Origin of the sequence: Ovoidimarina sediminis, from assembly GCF_032586175.1 — a bacterium.
GTDB lineage: Bacteria > Pseudomonadota > Alphaproteobacteria > Rhodobacterales > Rhodobacteraceae > Ovoidimarina > Ovoidimarina sediminis.
On record NZ_JAWHTE010000045.1, the window covers coordinates 1 to 17,593 of the forward strand.

The 17,593-nt window shown below is 65.5% G+C and carries 21 protein-coding genes and 1 tRNA gene; 11 read left to right on the top strand and 11 right to left on the bottom strand.

Annotated features, from left to right (window positions below; all coding sequences use genetic code 11):
• Nucleotides 1-145: 145 nt before the first annotated feature.
• From RXV90_RS24955 to RXV90_RS24980, 6 genes are all read right to left on the bottom strand, one after another.
• Complete coding sequence (locus RXV90_RS24955) at nucleotides 146-1,144, bottom strand: LacI family DNA-binding transcriptional regulator (protein WP_316653000.1); 999 nt, start codon at nucleotides 1,142-1,144, stop codon at nucleotides 146-148.
• Between the two features lie 7 nt (nucleotides 1,145-1,151).
• Nucleotides 1,152-1,850 (bottom strand): hypothetical protein, encoded by a 699-nt coding sequence (locus tag RXV90_RS24960; RefSeq protein WP_316653002.1) that lies wholly within the window; start codon nucleotides 1,848-1,850, stop codon nucleotides 1,152-1,154.
• A gap of 5 nt (nucleotides 1,851-1,855) precedes the next feature.
• On the bottom strand, nucleotides 1,856-3,010 hold the full coding sequence (locus RXV90_RS24965; protein WP_316653004.1) for a carbohydrate ABC transporter permease: 1,155 nt from the start codon (nucleotides 3,008-3,010) through the stop codon (nucleotides 1,856-1,858).
• A 3-nt stretch (nucleotides 3,011-3,013) separates the two neighbouring features.
• A complete protein-coding gene (locus RXV90_RS24970) occupies nucleotides 3,014-4,033 on the bottom strand; it encodes a carbohydrate ABC transporter permease (RefSeq protein ID WP_316653006.1) in 1,020 nt (339 codons plus the stop codon).
• Nucleotides 4,034-4,094: 61 nt separating this feature from the next.
• Nucleotides 4,095-5,318 carry an ABC transporter substrate-binding protein gene (locus RXV90_RS24975; protein WP_316653008.1) on the bottom strand — a complete coding sequence of 408 codons (1,224 nt, stop codon included), beginning with the start codon at nucleotides 5,316-5,318 and terminating at the stop codon, nucleotides 4,095-4,097.
• A 94-nt stretch (nucleotides 5,319-5,412) separates the two neighbouring features.
• Complete coding sequence (locus RXV90_RS24980) at nucleotides 5,413-6,465, bottom strand: ABC transporter ATP-binding protein (protein WP_316653010.1); 1,053 nt, start codon at nucleotides 6,463-6,465, stop codon at nucleotides 5,413-5,415.
• Between the two features lie 117 nt (nucleotides 6,466-6,582).
• Between RXV90_RS24980 and RXV90_RS24985 the strand changes: the two genes are divergently transcribed.
• Entirely contained in the window at nucleotides 6,583-7,581 is a 999-nt protein-coding gene (locus RXV90_RS24985) for an ester cyclase (RefSeq protein WP_316653012.1), read from the top strand.
• Here RXV90_RS24985 and RXV90_RS24990 read toward each other — a convergent pair.
• Genes RXV90_RS24990 through RXV90_RS25000 form a run of 3 tightly spaced genes read right to left on the bottom strand, consistent with a single transcriptional unit; the run spans nucleotide 7,553 to nucleotide 9,565 of the window.
• Nucleotides 7,553-8,362 (bottom strand): metal ABC transporter permease, encoded by an 810-nt coding sequence (locus RXV90_RS24990; RefSeq protein ID WP_316653038.1) that lies wholly within the window; start codon nucleotides 8,360-8,362, stop codon nucleotides 7,553-7,555. The genes RXV90_RS24985 and RXV90_RS24990 overlap by 29 nt on opposite strands.
• A gap of 7 nt (nucleotides 8,363-8,369) precedes the next feature.
• Nucleotides 8,370-9,089, bottom strand: a complete 720-nt coding sequence (locus RXV90_RS24995) for a metal ABC transporter ATP-binding protein (protein ID WP_410482401.1) — start codon at nucleotides 9,087-9,089, stop codon at nucleotides 8,370-8,372.
• On the bottom strand, nucleotides 9,086-9,565 hold the full coding sequence (locus tag RXV90_RS25000; protein WP_316653016.1) for a Fur family transcriptional regulator: 480 nt from the start codon (nucleotides 9,563-9,565) through the stop codon (nucleotides 9,086-9,088). Before RXV90_RS25000 ends, RXV90_RS24995 begins: the two co-directional genes overlap by 4 nt.
• 72 nt (nucleotides 9,566-9,637) lie before the next feature.
• Between RXV90_RS25000 and RXV90_RS25005 the strand changes: the two genes are divergently transcribed.
• The 9 genes from RXV90_RS25005 to RXV90_RS25045 all read left to right on the top strand — a co-directional run bounded on the left by RXV90_RS25005 (nucleotide 9,638) and on the right by RXV90_RS25045 (nucleotide 15,663).
• On the top strand, nucleotides 9,638-10,606 hold the full coding sequence (locus RXV90_RS25005) for a zinc ABC transporter substrate-binding protein (RefSeq protein WP_316653018.1): 969 nt from the start codon (nucleotides 9,638-9,640) through the stop codon (nucleotides 10,604-10,606).
• Between the two features lie 297 nt (nucleotides 10,607-10,903).
• Nucleotides 10,904-11,296 (top strand): YciI family protein, encoded by a 393-nt coding sequence (locus tag RXV90_RS25010; protein ID WP_316653020.1) that lies wholly within the window; start codon nucleotides 10,904-10,906, stop codon nucleotides 11,294-11,296.
• On the top strand, nucleotides 11,280-12,509 hold the full coding sequence (locus tag RXV90_RS25015) for an RNA polymerase sigma factor (RefSeq protein WP_316653022.1): 1,230 nt from the start codon (nucleotides 11,280-11,282) through the stop codon (nucleotides 12,507-12,509). The genes RXV90_RS25010 and RXV90_RS25015 overlap by 17 nt, the downstream gene beginning before the upstream one ends.
• A gap of 81 nt (nucleotides 12,510-12,590) precedes the next feature.
• The gene (locus RXV90_RS25020) at nucleotides 12,591-12,977 is read left to right on the top strand and encodes a VOC family protein (protein ID WP_316653024.1); all 387 of its coding nucleotides are present in this window, start codon (nucleotides 12,591-12,593) and stop codon (nucleotides 12,975-12,977) included.
• A gap of 27 nt (nucleotides 12,978-13,004) precedes the next feature.
• On the top strand, nucleotides 13,005-13,406 hold the full coding sequence (locus RXV90_RS25025) for an MAPEG family protein (RefSeq protein ID WP_316653025.1): 402 nt from the start codon (nucleotides 13,005-13,007) through the stop codon (nucleotides 13,404-13,406).
• Nucleotides 13,403-14,068 carry a DUF2461 domain-containing protein gene (locus RXV90_RS25030; RefSeq protein WP_316653027.1) on the top strand — a complete coding sequence of 222 codons (666 nt, stop codon included), beginning with the start codon at nucleotides 13,403-13,405 and terminating at the stop codon, nucleotides 14,066-14,068. The genes RXV90_RS25025 and RXV90_RS25030 overlap by 4 nt, the downstream gene beginning before the upstream one ends.
• A gap of 118 nt (nucleotides 14,069-14,186) precedes the next feature.
• Nucleotides 14,187-14,675 carry a peptidase associated/transthyretin-like domain-containing protein gene (locus tag RXV90_RS25035; protein WP_316653029.1) on the top strand — a complete coding sequence of 163 codons (489 nt, stop codon included), beginning with the start codon at nucleotides 14,187-14,189 and terminating at the stop codon, nucleotides 14,673-14,675.
• A gap of 6 nt (nucleotides 14,676-14,681) precedes the next feature.
• Nucleotides 14,682-15,284, top strand: a complete 603-nt coding sequence (locus RXV90_RS25040) for a ferric reductase-like transmembrane domain-containing protein (protein WP_316653031.1) — start codon at nucleotides 14,682-14,684, stop codon at nucleotides 15,282-15,284.
• Nucleotides 15,285-15,387: 103 nt separating this feature from the next.
• Nucleotides 15,388-15,663 (top strand): hypothetical protein, encoded by a 276-nt coding sequence (locus RXV90_RS25045; RefSeq protein WP_316653033.1) that lies wholly within the window; start codon nucleotides 15,388-15,390, stop codon nucleotides 15,661-15,663.
• Nucleotides 15,664-15,801: 138 nt separating this feature from the next.
• On the opposite strand, the gene RXV90_RS25050 is transcribed toward RXV90_RS25045, so the two are convergent.
• Nucleotides 15,802-15,873 (bottom strand) — tRNA-OTHER (locus RXV90_RS25050).
• 438 nt (nucleotides 15,874-16,311) lie between these two features.
• On the opposite strand from RXV90_RS25050, the gene RXV90_RS25055 reads away from it, so the two are divergent.
• A complete protein-coding gene (locus tag RXV90_RS25055; RefSeq protein WP_316653034.1) occupies nucleotides 16,312-16,647 on the top strand; it encodes a hypothetical protein in 336 nt (111 codons plus the stop codon).
• 30 nt (nucleotides 16,648-16,677) lie between these two features.
• Here the strand turns inward: RXV90_RS25055 and RXV90_RS25060 are convergent, their stop codons facing one another.
• The gene (locus RXV90_RS25060; protein ID WP_316653036.1) at nucleotides 16,678-17,139 is read right to left on the bottom strand and encodes a thiosulfate oxidation carrier protein SoxY; all 462 of its coding nucleotides are present in this window, start codon (nucleotides 17,137-17,139) and stop codon (nucleotides 16,678-16,680) included.
• Nucleotides 17,140-17,593: the final 454 nt, after the last annotated feature.

Sequence of the window (17,593 nt, forward strand, 5' to 3'; positions counted from 1 at the left end):
CCACCTCCAAATATGGTGAATCACAAAATCAACGCTGTGGGAATCCCATCGATTCAGGTTTTCGGGACGACGCTCTAAGCTTCATTTTGGCGAAAATACTCCGGGGGAGTCCCGGGCCCTGCCCGGGACGGGGGCAGCGCCCCCGCTACCCGGTGGTGGAGACGCGCACCGACAGCGTCACGGGCCGGGGCAACGGCGCGGGCTCCGGCCGTCCCTCGACCCGCGCGATGGTCAGCCGCACCGTATCGGCCACCATCCCGTCCACATCCTGCCGGACCGAGGTCAGCCGGTAAGACGGCCAGCCCGCGATCGGCACATCGTCGAACCCGGCCACCGCCACGTCCCCGGGCACGTTCAGGCCCAACTCGAACCGCAGCGTATCCATCACCGCCAGCGCCATCGCGTCCGACGCCACGAAGACGGCATCGGGCCGGTCCGCCCGCCCGAACATCTCAACCGTCGCGTCCCGCGCCTGATCGGGCCGGAACGCGCCGCTCGCCCGGGCGTGAAGCCGCAGCCCCGCCTCCTCCAGCCCCGCGACGAAACCCGCCTCCCGGTCCCGCTGGGTCGAGGCGCTGTCGAGCCCCGCGATATACCCGATCCGCCGCCGCCCCAGCGCGGCGAAATGCGCCGCCACCAGCCGCCCGCCCTGCTGGTTGTCCGAGACGACGGCAAGCTCGCCCGCCTGTTCCTGACGCCGGTTGAACAGGATCACGGGCACCCCCGTGTCGCGGCATTGCCGCGTGATGTCCGATGTCATCTCGACCGAGGCCAGAACCAGCGCATCCACCTGGTAATCCATCATCTCGCGCGCCACCTGGTCGAGGTTCCCGGCATCGCGCGAGGCCATGAAGATCAGCACGTGATAGCCTTCCGCCTGAAACGCGTTCGACAGTTTCTCCACCACGCCGGGATAGAAATGCCCGTCGAGATAGGCCACCACCAGCCCGATCACCCGGCTCCGGCCCGTCAGAAGCGACCGCGCCAGCACGTTCGGGCGATAGCCGAGCTGCTCGGCCGCCGCGCGCACCTTCGCCGCCGTCCCTTTCGACACGCTGGCCCCCGGCGTGAAGGCCCGGCTCACCGCCGAACGGCTCACACCGGCCAGCCGGGCCACGTCGAGGGATGTCACACGCTCGCCCATCCGCCGCCTAGCAGAACCGGATCGCCGCCTTCGCGGCCACCGAACGCTGCGCCGCCTCGCGCAGCATCAGACAGGAATAGGCGGCGATGGGATGCGCCTGCCACAGCGCCTCGGGCGTGTCGTCGGCCCCTTCCAGCCAGCGCTGAAGCTCAGCGTCCCCGTGGCCCATCCCTTCGGGGATCTCCAGCGCCCGGGCCAGCCGCGTCGTCTCGTCCAGAAGCCGCTGGCTCGATCCCAGGGGCCAGAGGTGCTTCGTCCCCGCCGCGATCTCGCGCGGGATGACCGGTGCCTTGAAATCCACCGGCACGTAATAGCCCTCGGCATCGGAATGACAGGCAAGATGCGCATAGTCGTGAAGCGCCGGGCCACCCCCGAACAGCCGCTTCAGAAACCCAACCGCCGGGGCCTCCAGCAGACGCTCCAGAAGCTCGGCGTAATGCCGTTCGGCGGTCGGGCTTTCCTTGCCGGTGATCGGCCGGTCCCGGGGAATCGGCTCTCCGTAAACCAGCCGCGCGGCCACCTCCCGCGCGGCATGAAGGCCGTAATAGAAATACCCGTCCGCCGACCACACCTCGCCTTTCCCTGGCTCCTTGTGCGTCCGGTGCCCCGCCTCCTTCAGCGCGGCGTTGATCGCCTTCATATCGGCCTCGATCTCCGCGGCCCCGTCACCCTCCGCCGGCACCCCCACCGTCACAGTCAGCCCCATTCACCTCACCCTTTCACGGCCCCCGCGGTCAGCCCGCTCACGATCTGCCTCTGGAATACCATGACGAGAAGGAAAAGGGGTGCGGTAATCGACACGGCGGCGGCCACCGCCTCGACCTGATCGGTGGTCGTCGTCTCGCGGTTAAAATAGCCCGCGATCGCCGGAACCATCGTCTGGTTCTGCGCATCGAGAAGCAGGGATGTGACGAGAAAATCGTTATAGGCCAGCAGGAACGAAAAAAGGCCCGTGGTGATCACGCCGGGCCACATCACCGGCATGATCACCCAGCGGAATGCCTGGAAATGCGTGCATCCGTCGACCCGCGCGCTTTCGTCCAGATCGACGGGGATGTTCTGGAAGAACGAGCGCAGCATCCAGATCGTGAACGGCTGGTTGATCGATACCAGCACCGCGATCACCGCAAGGGGCTGGCCGTAAAGCGTGGGGGCTTTTTCCCCGAGGATGGGTTTCAGGATCTCGGCGGAATTGATGAAGACGGGCAGGTAGCCTGCAACAAGCACCGAATGCGGCAGGGCCCGGAAGACAAGCGCGATGATCAGGATCCAGAACGCGAGGTTCGATCCCGACCGCGCAAGCCCATAGCCCGCCAGCGTGCCCACGGTCAGCGATATCGTCACCACCCCCGCCGTCACGATCAGGGAGTTCCGGAAGTTCCGCCAGAACTCGTTCTCCACCCAGACCGCGTGATAATGCTCCGTCGTCAGCCCCAGAACCGGGCGGCCCAGAACCCCCGCGATGTCGTTCACCGGCCCCATCACAAGCGGCAGAATAAAGAAGAACACCAGAACGAACATCGCGGCGAATCCGATGCAGATCACCAGCCAGCTGAAGATCTTCTGCAGGATCCCCTCGCCCGCCGCCATCGGCATCAGCCAGGCCACCGCCGCGCGGGCGGTGACGAAAAGCACCGCCACCCCCGCCACGATGTCGAGGATCGACAATCCGTTCCCGTCGGCCAGCGTCTCGGGCCCGAAGATCACGTCAAGCGCGTTCGATGAAAACGCATCCACCGGCGCCTTGAAGCTCATCGCAAGGATCCAGAACAGCGGAAAGGCCGCCAGGAAGATCCAGAAGATCAGAAACGCGTTCGAGGCGAGTTTCAGCGAGGCGGGCTGTGCAAGGGCCTTGGGCGTCGACATCTCCTAGCCTCCCTTTTGATCGCGCCAGGTCCGGCGCAGCGGCGGCAGCAGGATGATGATGATCCCGATCATCGTCAGCATCGCGCTCGCCGAGGCCCGGCTGATCGCCCGGTTGCCCGCATCGTCCGGCACCATGAAATCGTAGGTCAGCCATTGCAGCGTGATCCTCTGCGCCTGGCTCGAAAAGCCCACGACCTCTTCGAAGGCGCGGTAGGCATCCATCAGGTGAATGAGCGTGATGAAGATGATCAGCGGCATCAGGTGCGGGATCACGACATAGCGCATCCTGTCCCACCGCGACGCCCCGTCGATGATCGCGCTCTCCAGCGTATCCTGGTTCACCGTCTGAAGCCCGGCATAGAAGATCACGAAGGCGAACGGCGCCACGTGCCAGACGCGGTAGAACATCATCAGGAATTCGACGGCCCAGCCATTGGCGGCAATCGACAGATCGGTGTTCATCAGCGCCTCGAGCCAGACGGTCACGATCCCGTCGCCATAGAACAGCCACCGGATCGAGAGCGCCCCGATCACCGGCGTGATGATGAAGGGCAGAAGCGAGATGAAGATCACCGGGCCTTTCAGCGATTTGGTCAGATTGTTCACGACCACTGCGATGGCCAGCCCCACGCCAATCACGAAAGGCAGGGTGAAAAGCGTGAAGGTCAGCGTGAACCGCAGCGCCTTCCAGAAATCGATCGTCAGGATCTCGCCCCAGTTGCCCGACGATATCGCGGCTTTCACCCGGTCAAGCTGCAACACCCGCTGATAGCTCAGGAACCCCACCCATTCGGTGGTGGTCAGAACGTTCCCGGCCTCATCCAGCACCGGCACCGTCTTCGTCTCCACCGTGCAGGTCTGGGTCAGGAAGCCCGGCGTACAGGTTTCCACCTCCTGCACCTCCAGAACGGGCTGGGTGATCTGAAAGGATTGCAGGAAGACGGAAACAAGGGGGGCCGCGATGAACAGAAGCATCAGGAACACCGATGGCCCGACGAACATCGCGAAGGTGCGGAATTTCATCTGACGGTCCCCCGGGGTGATGCGGGCCGCGGGCGGCAGGGGCCGCCCGCGGAGGTCTGGCTTATTTCAGGATACCGGCTTCCTGCGCGGCGGTCGTATAGGCCGCCTCGATCGCCTCGAGCGTCGCCTGGGCCGAACGCTCGCCGGTGAAGAAGGCCGGAAGCTCGTTGCCAAGCGCGGTGTGCATCAGCCCCATCTGCGCAGTCGAGGGATAGGGGGCCGGCGCGGGCGAGGCCGTGGCGGTCGCGATCGCGCCCTGGGCCATATCGTTCGGTTGATAGCCCTGGATCAGCCAGATGGCGTCGGCGTTGTTCTCGGTCACCATATCTGTGTCGAGCCCTTCCATCGCCACGCGGAAGGCGTTGTCGGCCTCTTCGTCGCTGATATTCGCGGCCACCACGATACCATCCCACCACAGCGTGGTGGCGGGCGCCCCGCCCTCCATCGCCAGCGGCGCGGCGGCAGCACCAACCTTGCCGACGACCTGGCTTTCATTGGGGTCATCCATGGCCGATCCGCGGCTGGCCCAGAGGTTCGCCATCGCGATCTTGCCCTGCTGGAACTGCTGCTGAACATAGGTGGAATCCGACACGAGGTATTCGGGATCCATATAGGCCGTCAGCGCCTTCATCATCTCCAGCGCCTTCATTCCGGCCTCGGAATTCACCGCAGGCGTCGAATCGGCGTTCACGAAGGTGCCGCCGAAACCCAGGAACATGTTGTTGAAATCCTGCGCGAGGTTCCAGCCCGACTGCATCGTGGCGCCCAGCGGATAGTCGACGACACCCGCCGCCTTGATCGTCTCGGCCGCGGCCAGCACGTCGTCCCACGTCGCCGGCACGTCGATCCCCAGATCCTCGAAGATATCCTTGCGGTACATCATGTGCTGGGTGTTCACCATCATCGCGATGGCCATGGTCTTGCCGTCCACCTTGATCAGCTGGTTGGGCGAAAGGCCGCCGCCGTATTTCGCGACCAGATCGTCCAGGGGCCGGATCGTGCCTTCCGCCAGCAGCGGCGTGATCGTGCCGTTCGACACGCCGCCGAGCTGGTAGAGCGAGGGGTTCGCCGCAAAGGCGGCGGGCTGCTTGGTGCGGAATTCCTGGTCAAGCTCCGCGTTGACATTCCCGCATTCCGCCATCGCATCCGTCACCGATTTCCACGCCTCGAACCCGGCCGACAGCATGGTCACTTCCTGGGTGTTCTCGAACGCGCAGTCGGCCTGTGCGGCTGCGGCCATGGCAAGGCTCGCAGCCCCGGCAAGAAGTAGGTGTCTGAAGATCATCGTTTGGGTCACTCCCTGGTTTCAACGGGTGCGTCTTCGAAGCCCGCACCCCATTTCAGTTCGGCCCCGCGCGTCCGCGCGACGCCTGGTCATGTCACGCCGCCCCGATCCTCCGGCCGTCCTGGCTGTCGAACAGGTGGCAGATTTCGGCAGGCACCGAGAGGCGCACGGTATCGCCGATCTCGGCGCGGTACTCCTTATGGGCCTTCACACTGACAAGCGCCCCGCCCGCGCGCACGGTGATCATCGTCGCATCGCCCAGAAGCTCCATCGTATAAACCTTGGCCTCGATCTCGGCCGGGCCATCCGCGATCGCCGCATCCTCGGCCCGAAAGCCCAGCGTCACCGCGCCGTTCGGCCCCGAAAGCCCTTGGATCGTCACGTTCTGGCCGGTGAAGGTGCCGTCCTTCAGATCGCCGTCCATCAGGTTCATCGCGGGGGACCCGATGAACCCCGCGACAAAGGTGTTGGCCGGGTTGTCATAGATATCGACGGGCGTGCCCACCTGCTGCACGACCCCCTGTTTCATGATCACCACCCGGTCGGCCAGCGTCATCGCCTCGATCTGGTCATGGGTGACATAGATCGTCGTCACCTTCAGTTCGTGGCTCAGGTTCTTGATCTGCGCCCGGGTCGACACGCGCAGCTTCGCGTCGAGGTTCGACAGCGGCTCGTCCATCAGAAACACGTTCGGCTCCCGCACGATGGCGCGCGCCAGCGCCACGCGCTGCCGCTGCCCGCCCGACAGTTCGGCGGGCTTGCGGTGCAGGAACGGCTCAAGCTCCACCATCGCCGCCGCCTTCATCACCCGGGTCTCGTGTTCCGCCTCGGGCACCTTCCGCACCTTCAGCGGGAAGCGGATGTTCTCGTAAACGTTCATGTTCGGGTAAAGGCCGTAGGATTGAAACACCATCGCGATGTCCCGGTCCTTCGGATCAAGGTCATTGACGACGCGCCCGTCGATCACGATTTCGCCCTCGGTCGCCTCCTCGAGCCCCGCGATCATCCGCATCGTCGTCGTCTTGCCGCAGCCCGAGGGGCCGAGCAGCACAAGAAACTCCTCATCCGCGATCGTCAGATCGAAATTCGCCACACCAACGAAGGATCCCCATCGCTTCGACACGTTGCGAAGTTGAATTTCGGCCATCGCGACCCCCCTGACGGTGCATTTTGCACACGTTTGCAAAAAGGCTAGACTTGGGCGTGCAGGTTTGCCAAGAGTTTTTTCGGCAGAGCGTCGAGAAATTCGGAAGGCAGCAGGTTAATGTCTGATTTCAGGGCAGAAATTGCGACGGGGCTTGATCGCCTCTTCTCCCCAGAAAGCCCCGGCGGGGCGGTGGAGGCCACGGGTCTCATCGCGGAAGACGCGATCTGGGACGTGGCGGCCCCCGTCAACCAGCTCGAGGGGCGCGACGCGATCGTCGGGGGATTCGTGGCCCCCCTCCGCGCCGCCATGACGGGGCTTCGCCGCCGCGACGAGATCGTGATCGGCGGCGACAACATCCGCGATCCGGGCGGCCGCTGGGTCGTGATCCTCACCCATTACGTGGGCACCTTCGCCGCGCCGCTTTTCGGGCTCCGCCCCTCCGGCCGCCTCGCCTTACTGCGCTCCGGCGAGTTCTACCGCATCGAGGGCGGGCGGATCACCGAGGCGAAAATCCTCTTCGACCTTCCCGATCTCGCCCGCCAGGCGGGCCGCAACCCCTTTCCGCCCGACCTCGGAACCGAAATGCTCTTCCCCGGCCCCGCCACCCATGACGGTGTCTGCCCCGGGACGGGCGACGGCCGGGCAAGCCTCGATCTCGTGCAGGCCATGCTGTCGGACCTTCACGTTTTCGATCCCGACACCAGCGCCTCCCCCGGCCAGACCGGGGACGACGGGGTGTGGCACGACGAAATGCTCTGGTACGGCCCGGGCGGCATCGGCTCCACCTACCGGTGGCAAGGCTTCGTCGACGATCACCGCGCCGCCTTCCTCCACGCCTTCCCCGACCGCAAGGGCGGCAACCATTACTGCCGGATCGGCGATGGCAACTATGCCGCCGTCTCCGGCTGGCCCTCGATGACCATGACGCACCAGGGCGATTACCTGGGCGTCCCGGCTACGGGCAAGGCGCTGACGCTCCGGGTGATGGATTTCTACCGCTGCGATTTCACCGGGCCGCGCGGCAAGATCGCCGAAAACTGGGTCTGCCTCGATTACGTCGATCTGTTCGGCCAGATGGGCGTCGATCTCATCGCCCGTGCGAACGCACTGCCCTGAGAAGCGGCCCGAACACGAAGGACAGCACGAAGAACACCGCCGCCGCTGTCACGATCGACGGCCCGGCGGGCGTATCGAACCGAAGCGATCCCTGAAGCCCCAGCGCGACGGAGGCGAGCCCGATCACCGTCGCCCCAAGCGCCATGCCCTCGGGCGTGCGCGCAAGGCTCCGTGCCGCGGCGGCGGGCACGATCAGCATCGCCGCGATCAGAAGCGCCCCCACCACCTTCAGCGCCAGCGCCACCACAAGCGCAAGCGCAAGTGTCAATGTCAGATCCTCCCGCCTCGGATCGATCCCCGAGGCTGCCGCAAGCTCGGTGTTCAGCGTCGCGGTCAGAAGCGGCCGCCAGCGCCAGACGAGAAGCCCGAGCGCCACCACCGCCGCGCCCCAGATCACGGCGAGATCGGCGCGCGAGACCGACAGGATATCGCCGAACAGCCATGCCGTCAGATCCACCCGCACCGCCGGCACCAGGGAAATCGCGACAAGCCCGATCGCCAGCGCCGAATGCGACAGAACGCCAAGGATCGCATCCATCGCATGCCCGCGCCCCTTCAGCCGCACCGCCGTGACGGCCATTGCAAGTGCCACCACAAGGGTGCCTGCGAAAACCGACGCCTCGAAAGCCAGCGCCAGCGCGACGCCCAGAACGGCGGCATGCGCCGTCGCATCCCCGAAATAGGCCATCCGCCGCCAGATGACGAAGGCGCCAAGCGGCCCCGCCACCAGGGCGACGGCGGCCCCGGCAAGGGCGGCGCGGATCAGGAAATCGTCAAGCATGGGCGGCTCAATGAACGTGATCGTGGCTGTGGTCGTGGTGATGCTGGTAAAGCGCCAGCGCGCCCCGCGTGCCATCGCCGAACAGCGCCTGATACTCTGGCGCGGCGCGCACCGCATCGGGGCTGCCCTCGCAACAGACATGACCGTTGAGGCAGATCACCCGGTCGGTCGCCCGCATCACGACGTGCAGGTCGTGGCTCACCAAGAGAACGGCGCACCCCGTCTCGCGCCTCAGGTCTTCGATCAGCGTATAGAAGGCCGCCACCCCGGGCTGGTCGAGCCCCTGGGTCGGCTCGTCGAGGATCAGGATTTCGGGCCGTGCCAGAAGCGCGCGCGCCAGCAGAACGCGCTGAAACTCGCCGCCCGACAGGCCCGACATCTGCCGGTCTTCCGTCCCCGCCACCCCGGTACGGGCCAGCGCGGCGGCGATATCAGCGGCACTCTGCCGGACGGGCAGCGACAGGAACCGCGCCACCGTGATCGGCAGGTTCGCATCGATCGCCAGCTTCTGCGGCACATACCCGATCCTCAGGCCCTTGGCGCGCTTCACCGTGCCCTTGGTCGGCGTCAGGATCCCCAGCACGGTGCGCACCAGCGTCGACTTGCCCGATCCGTTCGGCCCGATCAGCGTGACGATTTCGCCCTTGTCGACCCGAAGCGACACATTCGCCAGGGCCGGGCTTCCGGCATAGGCGACCGAGACGTGATCGACCTCGATCAGCATCAGGCGGCTTCGTCGCAGGCGGGGCAGGTGCCCACGGCTTCAAGGCTCGTGCGTTCGATCGCGAAGCCAAGCTCGCGCGCCACCTTGTCCATCGCCGCACGCACCGTGGCCTCGGGCGCTTCCGCCACCGTGTGACAGGTCGAGCAGATGAAGAAGGCCGGCGCATGATCCTCGCCGGGATGGGCGCAGGCGGTGAAGGCGTTCAGGCGGCGCACCTTGTGGGCCAGCCCCTGCTCCACCAGGAAATCGAGCGCGCGATAGGCCACGGGCGGCTGGCCGCCGAACCCCGCCGCCGCGAGACGCTCCAGCACCTCGTAGGCGCCCAGCGCGCGATGTTCCTCCAGGAGGATCTCAAGCGCCTTGCGCCGCACCGGCGTCAGGCGCAGGCCGCGCGTGCGGGCAAGGTCTTCCGCGGCGGCAAGCGCCGTCTTCGTGCATCCCGAATGGTCGTGCGGGGCAAAGGCGTTGGGATCTGGCATCGTGTCGGTCTTGTTATGTTATAACCTATACTATATGGGATCCGGCAACTGCCATCAAGGAGATGTCATTCAATGCGCCAGCTTGGGTTCGCGTGCCTTGTTTCCACCGTCCTCGCCCTACCCGCCTGGGCCGAAGCGCCCCGGGTCATCACCGATATCCCCATAACCCAGGGCCTCGTGGCCGATGTGATGGGGGAGCGGGGCGATGTTACCTCGCTGCTCGACGCCGGGGCCGATCCGCACACCGCGCAACTCAGGCCCAGCCGGATGCAGGCGCTCGCAGAGGCCGACGTCGTGATCTGGATCGGTGCGGGGCTCACGCCCTGGCTGGACGACGTGCTGCACGCCACGGCCCATGACACCCCCACGCTCGAACTGCTGACAGACGGCGGGGTCGAGGTTCTCGGCGCGGCGGAACAGGCAGAGACGAGCGGGCACGACCACAGCCATGACCACGATCACGGGCATGCAGAGGAACAGACCGACACGCATGACGATGGCCACGATCACGCCCACGCGGGCGACCCCCATGGCTGGCTCGATCCCGATATCGCCGTCTCCTGGCTCTACGCGATCGGTGCGGCGCTGGCGGATGCCGATCCCGAGGGCGCCGATCACTACCGCGCCAACGCGCGCGCCGCGGCGGCGCGCTACGAGGCGCTGCACCAGGATCTCACTGGCGATCTTGCGGCGGTTGGGGGGCGCGAGATCGTGGTGTTCCACGACGCCTATTCGCATTTCGCCCGCGCCTTCGGGGTGACGGTTGCGGGCAGCATCGCGCTTGGCGACGCCGCCGATCCCGGCGCCCGACGGCTGGCGGAACTCAGGCACCTCGTCGAAGACCGCGACGTGGCCTGCGTCTTCCGCGAACCCCAGCACAGCCCGGCGGCGGCAGAGGCGCTGGCGGATGACGCGGGGATCGGGATCGGCACGCTCGATCCCCTTGGCGTCGACCAGGCCCCGGGCGCGGGGCATTACGAGGCGATGATGCGGGCACTCGCCGCGTCGATCCTCGATTGCGTCACGGACGCGTCCGGCTGAGCGGGAAGCCGGACCGACCGGGACGCGGGAGACGAGCCGCGCGATCGCCGGACCGTGGGCTGGCGAACGGAGTTCCGAGCGGCACACTTTATCCCCGCACCCCCGCGTTCCCCATAGCCGGCGCGCCAAGCCTCGCCAAATCGCCAGACCGAGGGGACGGTCCGGCGATCGCGCGGCGGCTGCGCCACTATGCGCGCCGGGGCTCTCGCCCCCACCGAATATAATCGCCCCCCGTTGTCGGCTTTGCCTTTTCCCGCGCGTCCTTGCAGCATGAACCGCGACGAAAGGAGAGCCGCGATGATGTATGCGATCCTGATCTACGGGGAATCCGGCGTATTCGAACAACTGCCGAAAGCGGCGCAGGACAAGGTGATGGCCGGGCATTCCGGCCTGCAGCAGGCCCTCGGCGCGCGGGGCGATTACCTCTCGGTCAAGCTCATGCCCCCCTCGTCGGCCGTGACGTTGGAACCCGCGGTGGATGACACGACCCCGCCCCTCGTCCTCGACGGCCCCTTTGCCGAGACGAAGGAAAGCTTCCTCGGCTTCTATGCCGCCGAATTCGAAAGCCTCGAGGATGCACTCGCCCATGCCCGCCGCATCTCGTCGCCCATCGCGCGGATCGAAGTGCGCCCGATCCATTGGGCGGGCGGCGTTCTGTCGACGGAACGGGAAGATGTCGGCATGGCTTGAGGCAAGCTTTGCCACCCACCGGCCCCGCGCCATCGCGGCCCTGACGCGGGTCTTCCGCGACATCGACCTCGCGGAAGAGGCGTTTTCCGAGGCCTGCCTGAAGGCGCTGGAAGACTGGCCCAAACGCGGGCTCCCGCGCGATCCCTTCGCCTGGCTGCTGACGGTGGGGCGGAACGCCGGGCTCGACCGGCTTCGCAAAGCCGCGCGGCGGGCCGCGATCCTTGACGCGAACAAGGACATTCTCGACATGACCGGCGATGCCCCGCCGCCCGATCCCGATGCGCTGCGCGACGATGTGCTCAGGCTTCTCTTCATCTGCTGCCACCCCGCGCTCACGCGGCAGGATCAGCTTGCGCTTGCACTGAAAGTCGTGGCCGGGCTGACGGTCGGCGAGATCGCGCGCGCCTTCCTCGTGAAGCCGAAGACGATGGAACAGCGCCTCACCCGCGCGAAAAAGACGGTGGCCGCCACGCCCGTCCCGTTCGAAACCCCGGCCCCGGCAGAACGCGCCCGGCGGCTCGGTGAAGTGGGGCTCATGGTCTACCTCATGTTCAACGAAGGCTGGTCAGGCTCCGAGGGCACGGTGCAGATCCGCCCGGCGCTCTGCGACGAGGCGATCCGCCTCGCCCGTCTCCTCCTCGAACTCTTCCCGGGGGTCAGCGAACAGGCGGCACTTCTGGCGCTTCTCCTCTTCCAGCACGCCCGCGCCCCGGCGCGGATTGACGAAGAGGGCGGGCTCGTCGCGCTCGAGGATCAGGATCGCACCCTCTGGAACCGCGCGATGATCCACGAGGGTCTGAGCCTTCTGCAAAAGGCCGAACGCAGCGGCGCGAACGGGCCCTACCGCGTGCAGGCCGCGATCGCCGCGCAGCACGCGGTCGCGCACACCGCCGCAGACACCGACTGGGCGCAGATCGAGGCGCTGTATTCCACGCTCTACGCAATGCAGCCGACGCCGGTCATCCGCCTCAACCTCCTTGCCGCACGCGCCCGCACCGAAGGACCGGACGTGGCCCTGCACGAGATGGAGGCGCTTGCGACCGACCTGTCGGGTTACCGCTGGTTTCACACCATGCGCGGCGCGCTGCTTTTGGAAACCGGCGATCCCGAAAGCGCGCGTGCGGCCTTCGAGGCGGCGCTCGATCTCGGCCCCACGGGCCCCGAACGCGCCGCGATCCGCGAAAAGATCGCCCTGTGCAAAAAATCCTCCTGATCCTGTCGGATCGCGCGCCCCCGGCACGTCCTCGGGTCGGACCTCGCACCAGGGCGGGGCCGGAGCATGGAGGAAAAAGACATGAGCATCCTGAAAATGAGCGCGATCGGAAACCCCGGCTGGATCGGCTATTCGGGCCCCGACCAGGCAAAGGCACAGGGCTTCTACCGCGACGTGCTGGGCTGGAGCCTCGAGGAAATGCCGATGCAGGACGGTTCCAGCTACACCGTGATCAAGGTTGGCGACACGGCGGTGGGCGGCTTCTCTTCGATGCCCGAGGCGGCGGGGGCCTGGACAATCTTCGTCACCGTGCCGGATGTGGATGCCGCCGTGGCGGCGGCGGAAAGCGCGGACGGCCGCGTCCTGCAACCCGCGATGGACATGCCCGGCGTGGGCCGCATGGCCACGTTGTCAGATCCCGACGGCGCGCGCTTCGCTGTCATCACCTATGAAAGCATGGCGTCCTGAGCGGGCGCGGCAATCGGGAGACTGGCCATGGATGCCCCCCTGCCGATCACCCTCGTCTTCACGGCGGTCTTCGTTCTTCTCAGCATTCCCATGGCGGTTGCCGTGGGGCTGAGGCGGGCGAAGACCGGCATTCTGATGCTGCACGGCGAAGACGACGATCTTTTGAAACGGATCCGCGCGCATGCGAATTTCACAGAATACGTGCCGCTTGCCCTGCTGGCCATGGCGGGGGCTGAGCTTGCGGGCGCACCCGGCTGGCTTCTGATCGGGGCGGGGATTGTCCTGCTCGCCGCGCGGCTTCTGCATTACACCGCCCTGCGCGGCACCGGCACGGGGCATGGGCGCACGTTCGGAGCCGGGCTCACCTCGCTCACCATGGCGGTGCTTGGCGTGACGATCCTTCTCTATCTCGGCGGGGTGGCGGGATGAGCGGTTTCGATCACTTCCCAGAAGACACCCTGCCCTTCCTCAGCGATCTGAAGGCAAACAACACGCGCGACTGGTTTCACGCCGGAAAGCCCCGCTACGAGGCCGCGCTGAGAGAACCTGGCGCGGCCTTCGCGGGCGCGATGGCGGGCGCGCTCGCCGATCTGACGGGGGCGGACCATCGGGCGAAGATCTACCGCATCCACCGCGATGTGCGTTTCTCTAAGGACAAGACACCCTATAACGCGTACCTCCACATCTCCTTCGCGCCGGACGGCGCGGGGGAGGATCCGCCGATGTGGTTCTTCGGGCTCTGGCCCGAAAAGCTCACCCTCGGGTGCGGAGTTTTCGCCTTTGCGGGCCCCCGGCTCGAGGCGTTCCGCACTGCCATGGCGGGGCCGGATGGCGCGCGGCTCATCGCGCTCGAAGCAGATTGCACGGCGGCGGGATTGCGGCTGAGCGACGCGCATCTGAAGACGGTGCCCCGCGGGTATCCGCGCGACCACCCCCATGCCAGTGCTCTGAAACGAAAAGGCTTTTCCGCTTGGCGCGACATGGCGAGCGCGGGGATCGTGACGGAACCCGGGCTCGTCGCCGCCTGCCGCGACGCCTTTGAAGGCATGCTTCCGGTCTGGCGGTTCCTCGCGGAGGTGCCCGCGCGCTAGGGCCGCGCGTCTTCACGAAACCGTGGGGAGCGGTTCATCGCCGGGCCTGGCACGCTAGGCTTTGCGGGACAGGGGGCTGCCCCTATATGCCGAAAGGCCCGCAGAGGAGAGACCAGAGATGACCACGCCCATGCCATCCCGCCGCACGGTTCTCGCCACCGGATCGGCCGCGCTTCTGACCGGGGCCTCGGGGCTCTTGGTGCCCGCCCGCGCCGCAGGGCTCGCGCCCACCAGGACGATGCGGGGCGGGGCCAACAACTACCGCCCCGGCGCGCCGATCGTCGAACGGATCGGGGGCGGCGGGTTCTGGATGTCGGGCACGGTGCGCCGGGCGGGCGACGGCGCCCCGCTCGACGGCATCCGCATCCAGATCTGGGCCCACACCACCGAGGGGCATGAGCGCGATCCCCAGAGCCACGGCGCCACGCTGACCGACGCGAACGGGGTGTTCCGGCTGGAAATGCCGCAGATCGTGCCCGCGTTCGGCCAGCCCCACGGCCACCTCGCCTATGACAGCGGGGATTTCGAGACGGTGTTCCTGCGCCCCGTGATGCCGAGTTCGAAGGATACGAGCCTCGAGGCGCATTTCGTCCTTCAGCCCGCCTGAGCCCTCATGCCCGCCGCCCGCGCGCTTCTGATCTGGGCCGCCCTCGGCGCGGCCACGATCGGGCCGCTGGCCGTCGCGGCGAACAGCCCGTTCCTGGAATGGCGCGCGCCCGTCTACATCCTTGCGGGTTTCGCGGGTGTCGCGGCGATGGCGCTGATCCTGGTTCAGCCGCTCCTTGCCGGCGGTTACCTCCCCGGCCTGCCCCGGCCCCTCGGGCGGCGGGTGCATCGCTGGACCGGCGGACTTCTGATCGCCTGCGTCCTCCTGCACGTCGCCGGGCTCTGGCTCACCAGCCCGCCCGACGTGATCGACGCGCTTCTCTTCACCTCGCCCACGCCGTTTTCGGCCTGGGGCGTGATCGCCATGTGGGCGCTGTTTGCCGCCGGGATGCTGGCGCTTCTGCGGCGGCCCCTGCACCTGCGTCCCCGGCTCTGGCGGCTGGGGCACTCGGTGCTCGTCGTGGTCGTGGCGCTGGGCAGCGTGGTGCACGCGCTTCTGATCGAGGGAACGATGGGCATGGTGTCGAAGACGCTCCTTTGCATCCTCGTGCTCGCGGCGCTCGCGAAGGTGCTGCACGACCTGCGCGCCTGGACGCTTTTCAGACGCTGACGCCGCATTGCAGGTTGATCGGCGTCAGTTCACCCCTGTCGCCTTCCGCTAGAACTGGCCTGCCCGGCGATGTCTTGGGGCCGGGGCAAGGTGGGAGGGTAAAATGGGAAAATCTGGAATTCTTGCGGCCGCCATTCTGGCGCTTGGGGCTACGGCGGCCGGGGCGGGCGACGATCCGGCGGCACCGAACCTGAGTGCGGATTTCGGGCAGACCGGCTCTGCGGAGGAAAAGCTCGACCGGATGAATTCGGCCTTCGGCACGCATTACGAGACCGTCGGCGGGATGATGTCAGATCACGTCAAGAGCTATGAGGATGTGGGGCCGGGCCGGAGCGGGCTTGCGCCGCTCAGCGACAAGGCGAACAGCCAGGCGGAGTAGGCGTCTTCCCCGACCGGAAGGGCGGGGCGGGACGCGGCGGCGGACCGCCCCGGAGGCCGGGCAGCTTTCGAACAGGGAAAGAAGATTGCCGGCTTGTGACGCCGGGTCTTATTAACCCTTTGTAATATATGGGATTTTTGGTAGCGGAGGAGGGACTTGAACCCCCGACACGCGGATTATGATTTGGTCCGGGTTAACCCACACTCCGCCACATACCCCCACGAGCCGCCACATCAACTTGTTGGCCACATTGGGCATTTGGCGTGCAACTCGCCACATGCCGCCACATACCACCACTCTCAACCACACGGGTGTCTGTCACCCATATGCTACCCAAACCCAGAAGCGGACATTCGTCACAACCGTGGCGAACGACGGTTCCGAGCCCGAAACAGACCGACCTACCATCGAAAATGAGATCTCTTCTATCGCGGGCGTCAAACCCTGTATTCGACCAAATTGACGGCGCTCAATGATGCATGTCGTTATACGAATATAATATACGCAATCAGAGCATTCGAAGCTTGGGGAATAGGCATGAACGCGCGAGCAGCCGCAGGGGTCGACAACTCCGTTGATGCTCAAGGTTTTGACGACGCCGAATGCGATCATTGAGAAACGAAAACGCGGCCGCTACCGGGGGTCGACATGAATGGAAAGAGCGACGAGCAGTTCATAGACAGCATCTTACATCAACTCGAAGAGAGCGCCCTGCGCCAGAAGCACGAGACGGATGCCCTCCTCGAATGTTTGCTGGATTGCGTTCGAGAACTCTGCAAGCTTCGAAAGCCAACTTTGGAAAAAGATAAAGTCCCTGAGGCCGCGGTTACTATGACCGGGGCAGAGAAGAAAGCGCGACAAGCGATAGCGTCACACCTCAAAGGAGTGACTGACGCGCAACGTGAAGACTTTCGCAGAGGAATGCTTGACCCGGCCGACGTTTGGCTTGGTGTCTCCAGCGGTCACTTCGTTAGCCAAGATTAATAGTGGGAACCAATCCGACGCTTTGGTCTTTCATCGCACATATGCGCCAGCGCTGACTTTCACATCCTGCGTCGCGCCAAACAGCTCCTGACCGTCGATTTCAACGATGGCGTGCAGCGTGCAGCTCTTGTTCACCCTGACCCTCGTTGCGAAATGCGCATGCCCATCATGAGTACGTAGTTTGGCTGTGTATGCCTTCGACCATGGTCCGTCGCTCATGAGAAGATGCAAAGCCACATCTTCATCCTTGACGATGGCCATCGGATTGATCTCGACCGTTACGAGAAGTGGTTCGTCCACTTTAACGATGTTGTCGGAAGCAATTGAGACACGGCCCTCGTTTACGGGTCTACCTTGAGTGATTTCTGAAAGCATTTCCTCGAAAGTCTCAGCACTTTGCGAATGCACGAGCTGAGGCATTCCGAGTAACGCGCACATCAAAGCCAGCGTTGCCAGGAGCGGTCCAATCCTTCCACTCGTTCTACGATCCATGGTTTCTACCTCCCCATTCCAACGCTGCCCCGGCGCGTGGAACGCGTTTCTCCAAGTGCTACTCGAGCCAAAAGAGGCCGAGTGAACGGAAGGCTGGTTCGTGAAACGTTATCACATTTCTGTTGATCGAAGTAGCCGGTGATAATGCTCTTTGTCCCGGTCCTGTTTCAATCGATGAGATGAGATGCACTCGCGAAGGCATGCAGATAGTCAGACCTCTAAGCTGGTACAATGAACGGCCGTTTCGTCCGCACTCCGGACATCAATCGCGAACTGGTAAGGATCTGCATACGGCGACAGCGGACGTTCTGGGCCAAAACCGCGTTCCGACGGCCATGAATGACCAGTAGGCGCAGGATAGCAGTCAACTGACTGAATTACTTGTCTATTGATTAACGCGGTCTCAGCCGAAGAGTTGAGCCACCGCACGCCACACCATTATTGGCGCGCGGTG